This window comes from Amycolatopsis sp. NPDC057786 (assembly GCF_042797905.1).
Classification (GTDB): domain Bacteria; phylum Actinomycetota; class Actinomycetes; order Mycobacteriales; family Pseudonocardiaceae; genus Amycolatopsis.
The window spans coordinates 64142-77623 of record NZ_JBHVKW010000007.1 but is presented as its reverse complement, the minus strand read 5'-3'; the positions used below and the strand labels follow the sequence as shown (position 1 = coordinate 77623).

14 protein-coding genes and 1 tRNA gene are annotated in these 13482 nt (G+C 68.9%); 8 read left to right on the top strand and 7 right to left on the bottom strand.

From position 1 onward, the window contains the following. Both miaA and ACFVM3_RS07350 read right to left on the bottom strand, forming a co-directional pair. On the bottom strand, window positions 1–903 hold the full coding sequence (gene miaA / locus ACFVM3_RS07355) for a tRNA (adenosine(37)-N6)-dimethylallyltransferase MiaA (RefSeq protein ID WP_378436486.1): 903 nt from the start codon (window positions 901–903) through the stop codon (window positions 1–3). Next, the gene (locus tag ACFVM3_RS07350) at window positions 900–1589 is read right to left on the bottom strand and encodes a class III extradiol dioxygenase subunit B-like domain-containing protein (protein ID WP_378436484.1); all 690 of its coding nucleotides are present in this window, start codon (window positions 1587–1589) and stop codon (window positions 900–902) included. Before ACFVM3_RS07350 ends, miaA begins: the two co-directional genes overlap by 4 nt. A 236-nt stretch (window positions 1590–1825) precedes the next feature. Here ACFVM3_RS07350 and ACFVM3_RS07345 point away from each other — a divergent pair, with 236 nt between their 5' ends. After that, window positions 1826–3139 carry a DUF349 domain-containing protein gene (locus ACFVM3_RS07345; protein ID WP_378436482.1) on the top strand — a complete coding sequence of 438 codons (1314 nt, stop codon included), beginning with the start codon at window positions 1826–1828 and terminating at the stop codon, window positions 3137–3139. Window positions 3140–3546: 407 nt separating this feature from the next. After that, the gene (locus tag ACFVM3_RS07340; protein WP_378436480.1) at window positions 3547–3999 is read left to right on the top strand and encodes a hypothetical protein; all 453 of its coding nucleotides are present in this window, start codon (window positions 3547–3549) and stop codon (window positions 3997–3999) included. Here ACFVM3_RS07340 and ACFVM3_RS07335 read toward each other — a convergent pair. Further along, entirely contained in the window at window positions 3996–4457 is a 462-nt protein-coding gene (locus tag ACFVM3_RS07335) for a hypothetical protein (RefSeq protein WP_378436477.1), read from the bottom strand. The genes ACFVM3_RS07340 and ACFVM3_RS07335 overlap by 4 nt on opposite strands. Further along, a complete protein-coding gene (gene miaB, locus ACFVM3_RS07330; RefSeq protein ID WP_378436612.1) occupies window positions 4454–5968 on the bottom strand; it encodes a tRNA (N6-isopentenyl adenosine(37)-C2)-methylthiotransferase MiaB in 1515 nt (504 codons plus the stop codon). The genes ACFVM3_RS07335 and miaB overlap by 4 nt, the downstream gene beginning before the upstream one ends. 16 nt (window positions 5969–5984) lie before the next feature. Between miaB and ACFVM3_RS07325 the strand changes: the two genes are divergently transcribed. Then, complete coding sequence (locus ACFVM3_RS07325; protein ID WP_378436475.1) at window positions 5985–6896, top strand: TAXI family TRAP transporter solute-binding subunit; 912 nt, start codon at window positions 5985–5987, stop codon at window positions 6894–6896. Here the strand turns inward: ACFVM3_RS07325 and ACFVM3_RS07320 are convergent. Both ACFVM3_RS07320 and ACFVM3_RS07315 read right to left on the bottom strand, forming a co-directional pair. After that, window positions 6882–8282, bottom strand: a complete 1401-nt coding sequence (locus ACFVM3_RS07320) for a sensor histidine kinase (RefSeq protein WP_378436473.1) — start codon at window positions 8280–8282, stop codon at window positions 6882–6884. The genes ACFVM3_RS07325 and ACFVM3_RS07320 overlap by 15 nt on opposite strands. A 4-nt stretch (window positions 8283–8286) precedes the next feature. Next, window positions 8287–8976: a response regulator transcription factor gene (locus ACFVM3_RS07315; protein ID WP_378436471.1), complete on the bottom strand. Its 690-nt coding sequence runs from the start codon at window positions 8974–8976 to the stop codon at window positions 8287–8289. Window positions 8977–9373: 397 nt separating this feature from the next. On the opposite strand from ACFVM3_RS07315, the gene ACFVM3_RS07310 reads away from it, so the two are divergent. The 5 genes from ACFVM3_RS07310 (at window position 9374) to ACFVM3_RS07290 (ending at window position 13263) form a co-directional block, all read left to right on the top strand. Beyond that, the gene (locus tag ACFVM3_RS07310) at window positions 9374–10102 is read left to right on the top strand and encodes an amino acid ABC transporter ATP-binding protein (protein WP_378436610.1); all 729 of its coding nucleotides are present in this window, start codon (window positions 9374–9376) and stop codon (window positions 10100–10102) included. Between the two features lie 55 nt (window positions 10103–10157). Continuing rightward, window positions 10158–11015, top strand: coding sequence for a glutamate ABC transporter substrate-binding protein (locus ACFVM3_RS07305; RefSeq protein WP_378436469.1), 858 nt, complete (start codon window positions 10158–10160; stop codon window positions 11013–11015). 84 nt (window positions 11016–11099) lie between these two features. Continuing rightward, entirely contained in the window at window positions 11100–11795 is a 696-nt protein-coding gene (locus ACFVM3_RS07300) for an amino acid ABC transporter permease (RefSeq protein WP_378436467.1), read from the top strand. Beyond that, complete coding sequence (locus tag ACFVM3_RS07295; protein WP_378436465.1) at window positions 11792–12697, top strand: amino acid ABC transporter permease; 906 nt, start codon at window positions 11792–11794, stop codon at window positions 12695–12697. Before ACFVM3_RS07300 ends, ACFVM3_RS07295 begins: the two co-directional genes overlap by 4 nt. Before the next feature lie 122 nt (window positions 12698–12819). Continuing rightward, window positions 12820–13263: a class I SAM-dependent methyltransferase gene (locus ACFVM3_RS07290; protein WP_378436463.1), complete on the top strand. Its 444-nt coding sequence runs from the start codon at window positions 12820–12822 to the stop codon at window positions 13261–13263. Window positions 13264–13410: 147 nt separating this feature from the next. On the opposite strand, the gene ACFVM3_RS07285 is transcribed toward ACFVM3_RS07290, so the two are convergent. Next, window positions 13411–13482, bottom strand: a tRNA-Glu gene (locus tag ACFVM3_RS07285).

Here is a 13482-nt window from a genome sequence, read left to right as displayed (position 1 = left end):
TTACTGGGCCGTCACTTCGAGGACGCGCTCGGCCAGCCGCTCCGAACCGCCGTCGAACCACTGGATGCGGTTGTCCCGCCGGAACCAGGAACGTTGCCTCCGCACGAACCTCCGGGTGGCTTGCGCGGTGGCCTCGGAAGCGGCCTGGAAGTCGCCGTCCCCGTCGAGCGCGGCGATCACCTGCTGGTAGCCCAGCGCCCTCGATGCGGTGAGCCCGTCGCGGAGTCCGTGGCCCAGCAACGTCCGGACCTCGTCGACGAGTCCCGCCTCGAACATGAGCTCCACGCGGCGGTCGACACGGGCGTCGAGTTCGGCCGGTTCGCGGTCGATGCCGATCAGGACCGTGTCATAGCGGGCGGGTCCCGGTTTCGGCAGGTTCGCCGAGAACGGTTCGCCGGTGATCTCGATGACCTCCAGCGCGCGCACGATCCGGCGGCCGTTGGTCGGCAGGATGGCCGTGGCGGCGATGGGATCGAGTTCGGTGAGCCGGGCGTGCATCGCGGCGACGCCGATTTCGTCGGCTTCGGCGGTCAGCCGGGCGCGCACGTCCGGATCGGTGCCCGGGAACTTGAGGTCGTCGAGCACGGCCTGGACGTAGAGACCCGATCCGCCGGCGAGGATCGGCACGCGGCCGGCGTCGAGGAGTTCTTCGATCCGCCGGCGTGCGTCGCGCTGGTACGCGGCGACGGACGCCGTCTCGGTGACGTCGAGGACGTCCAGCAGATGATGCGGCACGCCCCGCCGCTCTTCGGGGGTCGCTTTGGCCGTCCCGATGTCCATCCCGCGATACAGCTGCAACGCGTCCGCGTTGACCACTTCACCCCCGAGGGTGAGGGCCAGTTCGACCGCCAGCGCGGTCTTCCCGGTCGCCGTGGGCCCGACGACCGCGACCGGCCGGATCACGCGTGCTCCCAGACCGCGACGTGGTAGCCGACGCCGAACGGCGCGGCGGAGTAGAGGACCTCGGCGGTCCAGTCCCCGTCCGCCGCCAGTCCGGCGAGGACCTGCCAGGGCGCGCGGCCACCCGCTCCGAGTTCGGCGGCCGACGCCGGGTCGAGTGCGGCGAGCGCGCCCGTGTCGGCCTTGGCCAGCGCGTCGCGGATCCCGGCGTCGAAACCCTCCGCGCGCTCGTCCTCGCCGCCGGGGGAACGCGGGCCGTGCCGGCTCGAACCGTCGCCGAGGACGAGCACCGCGGCGGGCTCTCCCAGCTCACGGGCCAACTGTTCGCACTGGTCGGAAGGGGTTGCGGGGTCGACGAGGTGGACTCGGACGGACGACGCGCCGCCCCGCTCACGAAGCCAGGCGGCCACGAGCGCGGGCAACGGCAGCTCCGTTTCGGGAGCTGTCACCCGGCTGAGTGAGACTCCGAGGTCGACACCGAATCCCCGGAAGGAACCGCTCGCGTGCTCCGGCACCTCGGGCGCCCCCGACGCGGCGCCGATGACGACCCAATCCGGGGAAACGCTGGTCAGGCGCATCGCGGCGGTGAGGCAGGCTTCGCGCAGCTCGGCGCACTCGTCCGCCGCTCCGGCGGCGAGTTCGGGGATGAGCAGCGGGGGTTGCGGGAGCACGGCGACACGGCGGATCACGGCCGCCGACGTTACCTTCCCCGCTTCCCCGCACCGGCAACCGACCGACACGGAGGGTCCTCCGGAAGTAGGATCACTGCCCTCTGGTGGTTCATCCGGTTCCACGGTGGACGCTGAGCTGCTTGAATGCCGCAAGGGGTTGATGCCCCCGAAGCACGACGGCAAACGCATTACCCGGCCCCGCCGCTAGGCGGGGCGCCCGCGCCAGCGGGCGTACAGGCGATAAGGAGCCTGCGATGGCCCAGGAGAACACGTCCACCGGTACCCCGGCACCGCACCCGGTACCGCACGCGCTCGGTGGCGGGCATCCCGCACCCCCCGTGCCGCCCGCCGAGCCCAGCCCGTCCGCTTGGGGCAGGGTCGACGACGAAGGAACGGTCTACGTCACCACACCCGACGGCGAGCGCGCGGTCGGTGTCTGGCAGGCCGGGAGCCCGGACGAGGGTCTGCTCCACTACGCGCGCCGCTTCGACGACCTGCGCACCGAGGTCGAGCTGCTGGAAACCCGGCTGGAGTCCGGCGCCGGCGATCCGAAGCACGCACTGGCGACGGCAACGCAGCTGCGTGACGGCCTCGCCGAAGCCGCCGTCGTCGGCGACATCGCCGCGCTGAGCGGCCGCATCGAACAGGTCATCTCCCACGCCGAGAAGGCGCTGGCCGCGGCCAAGCAGGAACGTGAGGAAGCCCGCGCGGCAGCCGTCGTCCGCAAGCAGGCCCTCGCCGACGAGGCCGAGAAGCTCGCCGCCGAGTCGACCCAGTGGAAGGCCGCCGGCGACCGGCTGCGCGCCATCCTGGACGAGTGGAAGACCGTCAAGGGTGTCGACCGCAAGACCGACGACGAGCTGTGGAAGCGGTTCTCCAAGGCCCGTGAGGCGTTCAACCGGCGCCGCGGCTCGCATTTCGCCGAGCTCGACAAGCAGCGCGCGGGTGCCAAGCATCGCAAGGAAGAGCTGATCGCCGAGGCCGAAGCGCTCTCGGAGTCGTCGGACTGGGGCGAGACGGCGGGTCGCTACAAGGACCTGATGACCGAGTGGAAGGCCGCCGGCCGCGCTCCCAAGGACAGCGACGAGGCGCTCTGGCAGCGTTTTCGCGCCGCGCAGGACAAGTTCTTCGCCCGGCGGTCCGCGGTGTTCTCCGAGCGGGACGCCGAGTTCGCGACCAACGCGCAGCAGAAGGAAGAGCTGCTCGTCGAGGCCGAGAAGATCGATCCCGCGGCCAACCTCGAAGCGGCGAAGCAGCACATGCGGCGCATCCAGGACCAGTGGGACGAGATCGGCAAGGTTCCGCGCGAGCGTATCCGCGAGCTGGACGGGCGCCTGAAGGCCGTGCAGGACGCGATCAAGGCGGCCGAGGACAGCAAGTGGCGCCGGACCGACCCGGAGGCGCAGGCCAGGGCGGCGCAGTTCCGCGAGCGGGTCGAGCAGTTCGAGTCGCAGGCGGCGAAGGCCCGTGCGGCGGGCGACGAGCGGCGCGCGAAGAAGGCGGACGAGCAGGCCGCGCAGTGGCGTGAGTGGCTCGAGGCGGCGGAAGCGGCCATCGCGGACCGCTGATCCGGATCCGTCCGTGAAGGCCTCCTTACCTACCCTGAGGGTAGTGAAGGAGGCCTTCACTACTTTCGGGGCGGTAACCCCTCGGTTGAGCCCGTCCTTCCGCCGTGTCGTGGCTGATGGTGTCAGTGGGACTCGTGGTGAGGCTCCGGCGCGGTGAGGGGAACTCCATGAGGACCCTGGATCCCTCAAGGAGTCCTTCACGGCCCACAGTCGGCCATCGCGGGCCGGTAGGGCTCCGGGCCACTCTCGCGCCATGAAAGGTCCTTTCCTTGCAAATTTTGCAGGGAAAGGACCTTTCATGGCATTCGCGGGGGCAGGGCAGGGCCTTCACTCCACTGTGGAGGGACAGCTAGCACCTTCGTGCGTATTCGAGCGCTCTCCGCGCCCAACCGTGGTCGACTTCGATCATGAACCAGACACTGATTCCCCCAGTACGCCGGGCGTTCGCCGCCCTGGCGATCAGTTGTGCTCTGGTGGCCGGGCTCGCCCCGGCCGCGGCGGCGACCGGTTTCCCGGCGCCGCTCCCCGCCTCGTCCGAAGCCGGCAAGAAGAAGGTCAAGCTCGACGCCTCGCTCAGCAAGAAGCAGGTCAAGGTCAACGAGAAGGTCACCCTCAAGGGGATCCTGCGGGCCCAAGAAGGCGCCGACGGCACGGACAGCCTCGAAGCGATCATCGTGCAGCAGCTTCAAGGGAGTGTCTGGGTGAACATCGCCGACACGACCTGCCGGCCCAACTCGACGTTCTCCCTGAAGCTGAGCTTCTCCTTCAGCGCGGTGGTCACGCTGAGGGCTTATCACCCGGAAACGACGCTCTACGCGAGCGCGTACACGTCCAGCAACCTCACCCTGCGGGTCGGCTAGCTTCGCGAGAACGCGGCCCGCATCCAGTAGCTGGCCAGCGCGACGGTGGCGATCCAGGCGACGATCAGCCCGAAGCCCGGACCGCCACCGGCCGCGCCGGTCGCGTTCGAGGACTGCTGCGACCAGATCGCGAGCATCCCGTCGACGGAGGCGAACCAGCCACCCGCGGCGCAGACCCAGGCCAGCCACCAGCGCCGGGTCACCAGCGTGACGGCGGAGACGAACACCCCGACCCCGGTGGAGGTCGCGGCGAACAGCTGCGGGATCCCGCCGCCCTTGCCGAGCAGCACCTCCCAGCCGGCGTGCTCGCCGACCCAGGGCAGCAGCTGCGCGACCAGCAGCACGAACACCAGCACGGCGATGGTGAATCCGCGCCTGCCCAGCTCGATCGTCTTGGCCGCGCGTTCGCCGACTTCGTCGATCTCGGCGGCGAGTTCGTCGATCTTCGGTTCGGTCACAGTGCACACCCGCTCACCTGTTCCGGCGTGACGGCCGGGGCGCCGAAGCCCGGCAGGCCCAGCGTCACGCCGTTGGTCTTCGGCCGGAGCCCGGCCTCGGAGTTGTCGCCCGCCTTGGTGCGGCGGTGCGACAGCAGGTCGCCGTCGGCGACGAGATGGTGCGGAGCGCCGTAGGTCACCACGGTCTCGACGACGTCGCCGGGACGCACCGAGCGGTCCACGAGCGGTCCCGTCGGCGTGAAGTGGACGAGCCTGCCGTCCCGCGCGCGGCCGCTCATCCGGTGCGTTTCGGAGTCCTTGCGACCTTCGCCGGAAGCCACCAGCAGCTCGACCCGCCGCCCGACGACCTTCTTGTTCTCTTCCCAGGAGATGTCGTTCTGCAGCTTCACGAGCCGTTCGTAACGCTCCTGCACGACCTCCTTCGGCAGCTGCCCGTCCATCTCGGCGGCGGGCGTGCCCGGCCGGATCGAGTACTGGAAGGTGAACGCGCTGGAGAACCGCGCCTGCGCGACGACGTCGAGCGTCGCCTGGAAGTCTTCCTCGGTCTCGCCGGGGAAGCCGACGATGATGTCGGTGGTGATCGCGGCGTCCGGCATCGACTCGCGCACGCGGTCGAGGATCTTGAGGTAGCGCGCGGAACGGTAGGACCGCTTCATCTCGCGCAGCACCTTGTCCGAACCGGACTGCAGCGGCATGTGCAGCTGGTGGCACACGTTCGGCGTCTCGGCCATCGCGTCGATGACGTCCTCGGTGAACGCCGCCGGATGCGGCGAAGTGAACCGGACGCGCTCCAGCCCGTCCACCGAGCCGCAGGCGCGCAGCAGTTTCCCGAACGCGAGCCGGTCGCCGAATTCGACGCCGTAGGAGTTCACGTTCTGGCCGAGCAGGGTCACTTCCAGCACGCCTTCGGCGACGAGCGCCTCGACCTCGGCGAGGATCTCGCCGGGGCGGCGGTCGCGTTCCTTGCCGCGCAGCGCCGGGACGATGCAGAACGTGCAGGTGTTGTTGCAGCCGACCGAAATCGACACCCAGCCCGCGTACGCCGAATCGCGTTTCGCCGGGAGCGTCGAGGGGAAGGTCTCGAGCGATTCGAGGATCTCGACCTCGGCCTCGGCGTTGTGCCGCGCGCGCTCCAGCAGCGTCGGCAGCGAACCGATGTTGTGCGTGCCGAAGACGACGTCGACCCAGGGCGCGCGTTTGACGATCTCGCCGCGGTCCTTCTGGGCGAGGCAGCCGCCGACGGCGATCTGCATGTCGGGCTTCGCCGTCTTCTGCGGCCGCAGGTGGCCGAGGGTGCCGTACAGCTTGTTGTCCGCGTTCTCCCGCACCGCGCAGGTGTTGAACACGATCAGGTCGGGTGTGGCCTCGCCGTCACCCGGAACGTAGCCGGCGTCCTCGAGCTGCCCGGCAAGACGTTCGGAGTCATGCACGTTCATCTGGCAGCCGAAGGTGCGGATCTGGTAAGTGCGCGCGCTCATCTCGCCTCCGAGGGTACGCGGGCGGGGTTCCATGGCACGATCGACCCTCATGAGGAGACCAGGGGTGCTCGCGGTGGTGATCGCCGTGGTCTGCGCCCTGGCCACCGGGTGCGGGCCCGATCTCTCCGGGACGAAGGTGCGGATCGCGGCGGGGCTCAACGGCGGCGTCTACGACAAACTGGCCGAGGCGCTGGCCGACGCCTGGGCCGCGCAACTGGACACCGAGCGGCCCGTGATCCAGGAGACCCAGGGCTCGCCGGACAACATCGGGCGGGTGCGCGCGGGGAAGGCCGACGTCGCGTTCGTGGCCGCCGACGTGGCCACCGACGACACCGCCGGGCTGGCCGCGCTCGCCCGCGTGCACGACGACTATCTGCACGTCATCGTCCGTGCCGACTCGTCGATCAAGTCGTTCGCGCAGTTGCGTGGGCGCAAGGTCGCGATCGGCTCACCGGATTCGGGTGTCGAGTTCCTCTCGAAGCAGCTGGTCAAGGCGGCGGGGCTGACCGGCGCGATCGACCGGCGCAATCTCGGCCTCCCCGAGGCGCTGCCCGCGCTGGAGAACCGGCAGATCGACGCCGTCATCTGGTCGGGTGGCCTGCCGACGCCGTCGATCACCGAGAAGGTGCACACGGTCGGCCTGCGGCTGCTCGACATCACCGATCTCGCGGACGCCCTCCGGGCCACCAGCCCGGTCTACCGGACGGCGACCATCCCGGTGACGGCGTACAACCTGCCCTCGCCGGTGACCACGCTCGTGCTGCCGAACTTCCTGGTGGTGCCCACATCGATGCGCGACGACGTCGCCGAGGCGCTCGTGCGCGGGCTGTTCGACGCGCGGGACCAGCTGGTCAAGGCGGCGGGCGCGGCGTTGTCGATCGACATCCATCCCGCCATCGAGACCTCTCCCCTGCCGCTGCATCCCGGCGCGCTGCGCTACTTCCGGTCACTCAAGGATTAGCGGCAGGGTCACGGTCACTTCGAGACCGCCGCCTTCGGGTGAACCGAGCCGCAGCGAACCGTCCGAACGGGCCAGGATCTCGGTGACGATCGCCAGGCCGAGGCCGGATCCGGGCACGTTCTGGTGCGCGGTGCTGCGCCAGAACCGGTCCGCCGCGCGCTCCAGCTCGTCTTCGCGCAGGCCGGGGCCGTGGTCACGGACGGAGATGTCGACCTTCCCGTCCGTGGTGGTGACGTCCACCCGCACCTCGGTCCCCGGCTCGGTGAACTTGAGCGCGTTGTCCAGCAGCGCGTCGAGGACCACTTCGAGGCCGCGTGCCGGGGTGAGCACCCGCAGACCGCCGCCCAGCCCGGTCGCCACCAGCGTGATGTCGCGTGCCGCGCCGACCACGGTCCAGTCGGCGACCCGGGCGCCCACCATCTCGTCGAGGCCGACCGGCACCAGTTCGCCGCCCGAGGCCTCGGCGCGAGCCAAGGAGAGGAGTTCGTCGAGGATCTGGTTGAGCCGTCGCGCGTCGACGACGGCGGCTTCGAGGTCGGCAGCGGCGAGGTCGTCGTCGACGTGGCCGTCGAGGTTGCCGAGCCGGATCTTCAACGCGGTCAACGGGTTCCGCAGCTGATGGGAGGCGTCGGCGACGAACGCGCGCTGCGCCGACAGCGCCTCGTCGACGCTGGCGGCCATCCGGTCGAAGGACCGCTCGAGCTGCCGCAGTTCCGGCGGCCCGCCGGTCTCCCCCACCCGTTTGACCTCGCGTCCGCTGACCACGGAGGCGACCAGTTCGCCGGTGGCGTCGTCGAGCCGCCGGACCGGGCGCAGGATCCAGCGCACCACCGGCACCGCGACCAGGAGCGCGAGCCCGAACGCCAGCACCGCGCCCGCCGCGATGAGCAGCCACCACCACAGCAGTTCGGTGCGGGCCTTGGCGGTCGAGGACACGGTGATCACCGCGCCCCGCACCTCGCCGTCGATGAGGATCGGCTCGGCCAGCACCAGCGGCTCGGTGTTCCACGGCATCAGCAGCGGTCCGGGCTCCGAACGCCGTCCCGCCAGCGCGTGCTGCAGATGCGAGGCGATGACGGGGTCCTTCAGGTCGATCCCGGGCGTCTCCCCCAGGCCCCTGGCGACGGATTCGCCGTCCTGGTCGACGATCGCCACCGGCACCCCGTAGACCTCGGTGTAGCGGCTGAGTTCGTCCTCGATCAGGTCCGGCCGGTTCTCCACCAGCGGGCGCTGGGCCAGTGACGCGAACCGGGAGGTGTCGGTGAGGCGGTCGAGGAAGAGGTCGAGCTGCACACTGGCCGCCACGCTGAGCGCGAGCGGGATGCCGAGGCCGAACACGAGCGCCGCGACCAGCGTCAGCACGATCGCCTGGAGGCGGACGCGCACCGGCTCAGTCCTCTTCGGCCGGGCCGTAGGCGCCGCCGAGGCGGTACCCGACGCCGCGGACGGTCTCGATCAGCGCGGGCCTGCCCAGTTTGGTCCGCAAGGTGGCGACGTGGACGTCGAGCGACCGGCTCTCCGCGGGGCCGCGGTGCCCCCAGACCTCGTTCAGCACGTGATCACGGGCGCAGACCGCGCCGCGGGCGGTGACCACCAGCGCGAGTACCTGGAACTCCTTGCGGGACAACGAAACCGGCTGTCCGTCGACCTGCACCTCATGGCGCCCGATATCGACCGAAACGTCACCCGCGCGGATGACGCCCGGTGGTTCGGGCGCGGCGGGCCGCTCCCCGCGGCGACGGCGCACGGCCTCGACGCGGGCGACCAGTTCGTCGACGTCGTAGGGCTTGACCAGGTAGTCGTCGGCGCCGGACCGGAGCCCCTGGATCCGGTCGTCGACCTCGCCCCGCGCCGAAACGACGATCACCGCGACGTCGCTGACCGCGCGGATCCGGCGGCACAGGACGATCCCGTCGATGTCGGGCAGCCCGAGATCGAGCAGCACGACGTCGACCTCGTGCACCAGATCGAGCACCCCGGCGCCGGAGGCGAGGCGTTTGATCGTCAGGCCGCGCCGGGTCAGCGCGGGCGTCAGGGCACCCGCGACCCGGTCGTCGTCCTCCACCAGCAGTACCCGCACCCGTGTTTCCCTTTCCCGCCGTCACCGCCACCGCGACGACTTTGAAGAACGACTCTATGGGGTGAGTCACGTCTCGCGCTGCCCGTACCGCTGGGCCGGATGGCCCTGTGAGGGACCCGCTGCACGCGGTAATGGTCACGATGCGTCACAGATCTGCTGTGACCCCGGTTACGGGTCACCCCCGCCCTGTCTAGGCTGATCAGCGCCGGACGGAGGTGGACCTGGGCCGTCCGGTGGCTTGAGAACGATACGGACTTGAAACCCTAAGTATTGGTCAAGCCGTCTTTACAAGCGGTCCGACGGGAGTAGGTTTCCGCCATCGCGTGGTGCCTGACCCCGCAGTCCCCTGCAAACGAACGCTCCTGGAGGCCAGATGACCGCGGAGGTGGCGGCGCCGATGATCAAGGCGGCCGCCGTGAACAAGTACTTCGGCGACCTGCACGTGCTCAAGGAGATCAACCTCGAGGTGCCGCGCGGGCAGGTCGTGGTCGTGCTCGGGCCGTCCGGGTCTGGCAAGTCGACGCTGTGCCGGGCGATCAACCGGCTGGAACCCATCAACTCCGGTGAGATCGCGGTGGACGGCGTTCCGCTGCCCGCCGAAGGAAAGGCGCTGGCCGCGCTGCGCGCCGACGTCGGCATGGTGTTCCAGTCGTTCAACCTGTTCGCGCACAAGACGATCCTCGAGAACGTCATGCTCGCGCCGATGAAGGTCCGCAAGGTCAACACGGCCGAGGCCCGCAAGACCGCGATGGACCTGCTCGAACGCGTCGGTATCGCCAACCAGGCCGACAAGTACCCGGCGCAGCTCTCCGGCGGGCAGCAGCAGCGGGTGGCGATCGCCCGCGCGCTGGCCATGCGCCCCAAGGTGATGCTGTTCGACGAGCCGACCTCGGCGCTGGACCCGGAGATGGTCCAGGAGGTCCTCGACGTGATGACCACGCTCGCCAAGGACGGGATGACGATGCTCGTCGTCACCCACGAGATGGGCTTCGCGCGGCGCGCGGCGAACCGGGTGGTGTTCATGTCCGACGGCGAGATCGTCGAGGACTCCACCCCGGACGAGTTCTTCACCAAGCCGAAGACGGATCGCGCCAAGGACTTCCTCGGCAAGATCCTGACCCACTGAGGTCTTCCCCGCCGGCCGGTATGGCTGGACAAGATTCGGAAGGAAACTGAGAACAATGCGGTTGAACCGAGTTCTGCGAATGAGCGCGGCCGTCGTGGCGGCCGGTCTCGCCCTCTCCGCCTGTGGCGGCGGCGGGTCGGACGCCGGCAGCGGCTCCAGCGGCGCCAAGAACGTGGTGGCGAAGGCCAAGAACGACAAGAAGCTCGTCATCGGCATCAAGTTCGACCAGCCCGGTCTCGGCCAGAAGCAGGCCGACGGCACGTACGCCGGTTTCGACGTCGACGTGGCGAAGTACATCGCCAAGGAGCTCGGCGTCGAAGAGTCGGGGATCACCTGGAAGGAAGCGCAGTCCGCGCAGCGTGAGGACCTGATCAAGAAGGGTGAGGTCGACTTCATCGTCGCCACCTACTCGATCACCGACAAGCGCAAGAACGAGGTCTCCTTCGCGGGCCCGTACTTCATCGCCCACCAGGACCTGCTGGTCCGCGCCGACTCCACCGACATCACCGGCCCGGAGTCGCTGACCGGCAACAAGAAGCTCTGCTCGGTCAAGGGTTCGACCCCGGCGCAGAACGTCAAGGAGAAGTACGCCAAGGAAGTTCAGCTCCAGGAAGTCGGCAAGTACACCGACTGCGTCACCTCGCTGCTGAACAAGACCGTCGACGCGATGACCACCGACGACGTCATCCTCGGCGGCTACGCCGCGCAGCAGCCCGGAAAGCTGAAGCTGGTCGGCAAGGGCTTCACCGACGAGAAGTACGGTGTCGGCCTGAAGAAGGACGACGCCGAGAGCATCACCGCGATCAACAACGCGATCAAGAAGATGCAGCAGGACGGCGCGTGGAAGGCCGCTCTGGAGAAGAACGTCGGCCCGTCGGGCTACAAGATCCCCGAGCCCCCGGCCATCTCCTGACACCCGGCTCGCTGAGCCGCTGAACCAAAGGAATCGAACGGTGCGCCGTGTACCGCGGCGCACCGTTCCCATACCGAGGCTGGGTTGAGCACCTTGTTCGATTTCCTCGACAATCCCAATTACGACTTGCTCGGCGCCTTCTGGATGACGATCAAGCTCACCTTCTTCTCCGCGATCGGTTCCCTGATCTGGGGCACCATCCTGGTGGGGATGCGGGTGAGCCCCGTTCCGATCATGCGGGCGTTCGGCACCGCCTACGTCAACATCTTCCGGAACACCCCGCTGACGGTGATCATCGTCTTCACGTCGCTGGGACTGTCCTCCACTCTGGGGATCAACCTGGCCTCGGCGGACTCGACGACGTCGTTGGACGACAACTTCTTCCGGCTCGCGATCCTCGGTTTCGTCGCCTACACCGCGACGTTCGTCTGTGAATCGCTGCGGTCCGGTATCAATACCGTCCCCGTCGGCCAGGCTGAAGCCGCCCGCGCGTTGGGCCTCGGCTTCCTCCAGGTGCTGACCCTGATCGTGCTGCCGCAGGCGTTCCGTTCGGTGATCGCGCCGCTGGCGAACGTCATGATCGCGTTGCTGAAGAACACCACGGTCGCGTCCATCATCGGTGTCGCCGAGGCCTCGCTGCTGATGTCCGAGATGGTGGAGAACGAGTCCGACTCGCTGATCCTGGTCTTCCTCCTCTTCGCCGCCGGGTTCGTCGTCCTGGTCCTCCCCCTCGGCCTGCTGCTGGGCTGGGTCGCCAAGAAGGTCGAGGTCAAGCGATGAGCGCGCAGACCGTCCTCTATGACATCCCCGGCCCGAAGGCTCGGGCGCGAAACTGGCTCTACAGCGTCCTTTTCCTGCTCGTTCTGGCGCTGGTGATCTACTACGTCTATGTCGGCTTCGATGAGAAGGGCCAGTGGGCAGGCGCGCTCTGGAAGCCTTTCGTCGACAGCTCGACGTGGACTCAATTCCTGCTCCCCGGTCTGCTCAACACCCTGAAGGCAGCCGGTCTGTCGATCGTGATCGCACTGCCGATCGGTGCGCTGCTGGGCATCGGCCGGTTGTCGGATCACAAGTGGATCCGGGTCCCGGTCGGCGCCGTCGTCGAGTTCTTCCGGGCGATCCCGGTGCTGCTCTTGATGGTCTTCGCAGCGGCGCTGTACGCGTTCTACACGGACATCAACCCTGAAATCCGCCCTCTCTTCGCCGCGGTGACGGGCCTGGTCCTCTACAACGGCTCGGTCATGGCCGAGGTGTTCCGCGCGGGCATCCTGTCGCTGCCCAAGGGCCAAGGCGAGGCCGCCTCCGCGCTGGGCATGCGCAAAACCCAGATCATGATGACCGTCCTGCTGCCGCAGGCGGTCACCCTGATGCTGCCCGCGCTGGTGAGCCAGCTGGTGGTCATCCTCAAGGACACCGCACTGGCCGGTCAGCTGACCATCGGCTTCGACGAGCTGATCCGTTCGTCCGGTCCGCTCACCGGTCTCTACGGCAACACGATCCCGACGCTGATCGTCATCGCGATCATCTTCATCGTGCTGAACCTGCTTCTGAGCTGGTTCGCGTCGTGGCTGGAGAACAAGCTGGCGCGGAGGAAGAAGGCGCCCAAGGGCGCCAAGCCGGTGCACTCCGCGCCGTCCAGCGTGGTCATGCAGCGCGACGACGCGAGCGGTGGCGCACTGTAGCTCCGTAAGTACATGAAGGCCCCCTTCCTTGCGCTCCAGTGCAGGAAGGGGGCCTTCATGTCGTTCGGGATAGGCCTCTTGGTCCTGTCGGGACGGTGACCTCGTCGGCTAACGTCGGCCGTATGGCGGACCAGGCCGCGACGCTGCTCGAAGCGCTGCCGGACCTGGCGGGCAGGTCGGTCCTGGTCGTCGGGTGCGGTGATGGCCGCTATCCCCGCCTGCTCCGCGGCAAGGGCGCTCACCGGGTGGTCGGCGTCGACGCGGATCAGACGCTGATCGCGGCCGCGCAACGCGAAGAGGAACGCGACCCCGTCGGGATCTCGTACGAGGTCCATCAGCTCGCCCGGTTGCCGGTGATGGGCGCCTTCGACATCGTCCTGGCTTTCCTGGACTCGCCCGAACCACTCGGCCGCGTCACCGCGAGCCTCGTGACCGGCGGACTGCTCGTGGCCGTCGCCACGAACGGCATCGGCCTGGAGGAAGCGTTGCGGTACAACGGTTTCCAGGACATCGTCCTGCGCCGCCACGAAAGCGGCGACGTGCACAGCGCCCGCAAAGTGGGCTGAGTCGCGCACCCTGGTGTCGAGCCAGGCTGGCCGGGGCTATGAATCCCGGCCGGTCGCCGGACCGTGCGCGTCTGGCGGTATGGGACACACGGACCCCACACCGCCGCACCGGTACGACGGAACAGGTTTCCCCGCCGTGCCGGGGCGTAGCGCGTGTGGGAGTCGAACCCACGTCACCGGGGTGAAAACCCGGTATCCCTTCCGCTGGACCAACGCGCC

Excerpts from the sequence above, each read along its gene's own strand:
- ACFVM3_RS07345 (WP_378436482.1), top strand. The coding sequence starts at position 1,826 with ATGGCCCAGGAGAACACGTCCACCGGTACCCCGGCACCGCACCCGGTA.
- ACFVM3_RS07340 (WP_378436480.1), top strand. The coding sequence starts at position 3,547 with ATGAACCAGACACTGATTCCCCCAGTACGCCGGGCGTTCGCCGCCCTG.
- miaB (WP_378436612.1), bottom strand. The coding sequence starts at position 5,968 with ATGGAACCCCGCCCGCGTACCCTCGGAGGCGAGATGAGCGCGCGCACT.
- ACFVM3_RS07325 (WP_378436475.1), top strand. The coding sequence starts at position 5,985 with ATGAGGAGACCAGGGGTGCTCGCGGTGGTGATCGCCGTGGTCTGCGCC.
- ACFVM3_RS07310 (WP_378436610.1), top strand. The coding sequence starts at position 9,374 with ATGATCAAGGCGGCCGCCGTGAACAAGTACTTCGGCGACCTGCACGTG.
- ACFVM3_RS07305 (WP_378436469.1), top strand. The coding sequence starts at position 10,158 with ATGCGGTTGAACCGAGTTCTGCGAATGAGCGCGGCCGTCGTGGCGGCC.
- ACFVM3_RS07295 (WP_378436465.1), top strand. The coding sequence starts at position 11,792 with ATGAGCGCGCAGACCGTCCTCTATGACATCCCCGGCCCGAAGGCTCGG.
- ACFVM3_RS07290 (WP_378436463.1), top strand. The coding sequence starts at position 12,820 with ATGGCGGACCAGGCCGCGACGCTGCTCGAAGCGCTGCCGGACCTGGCG.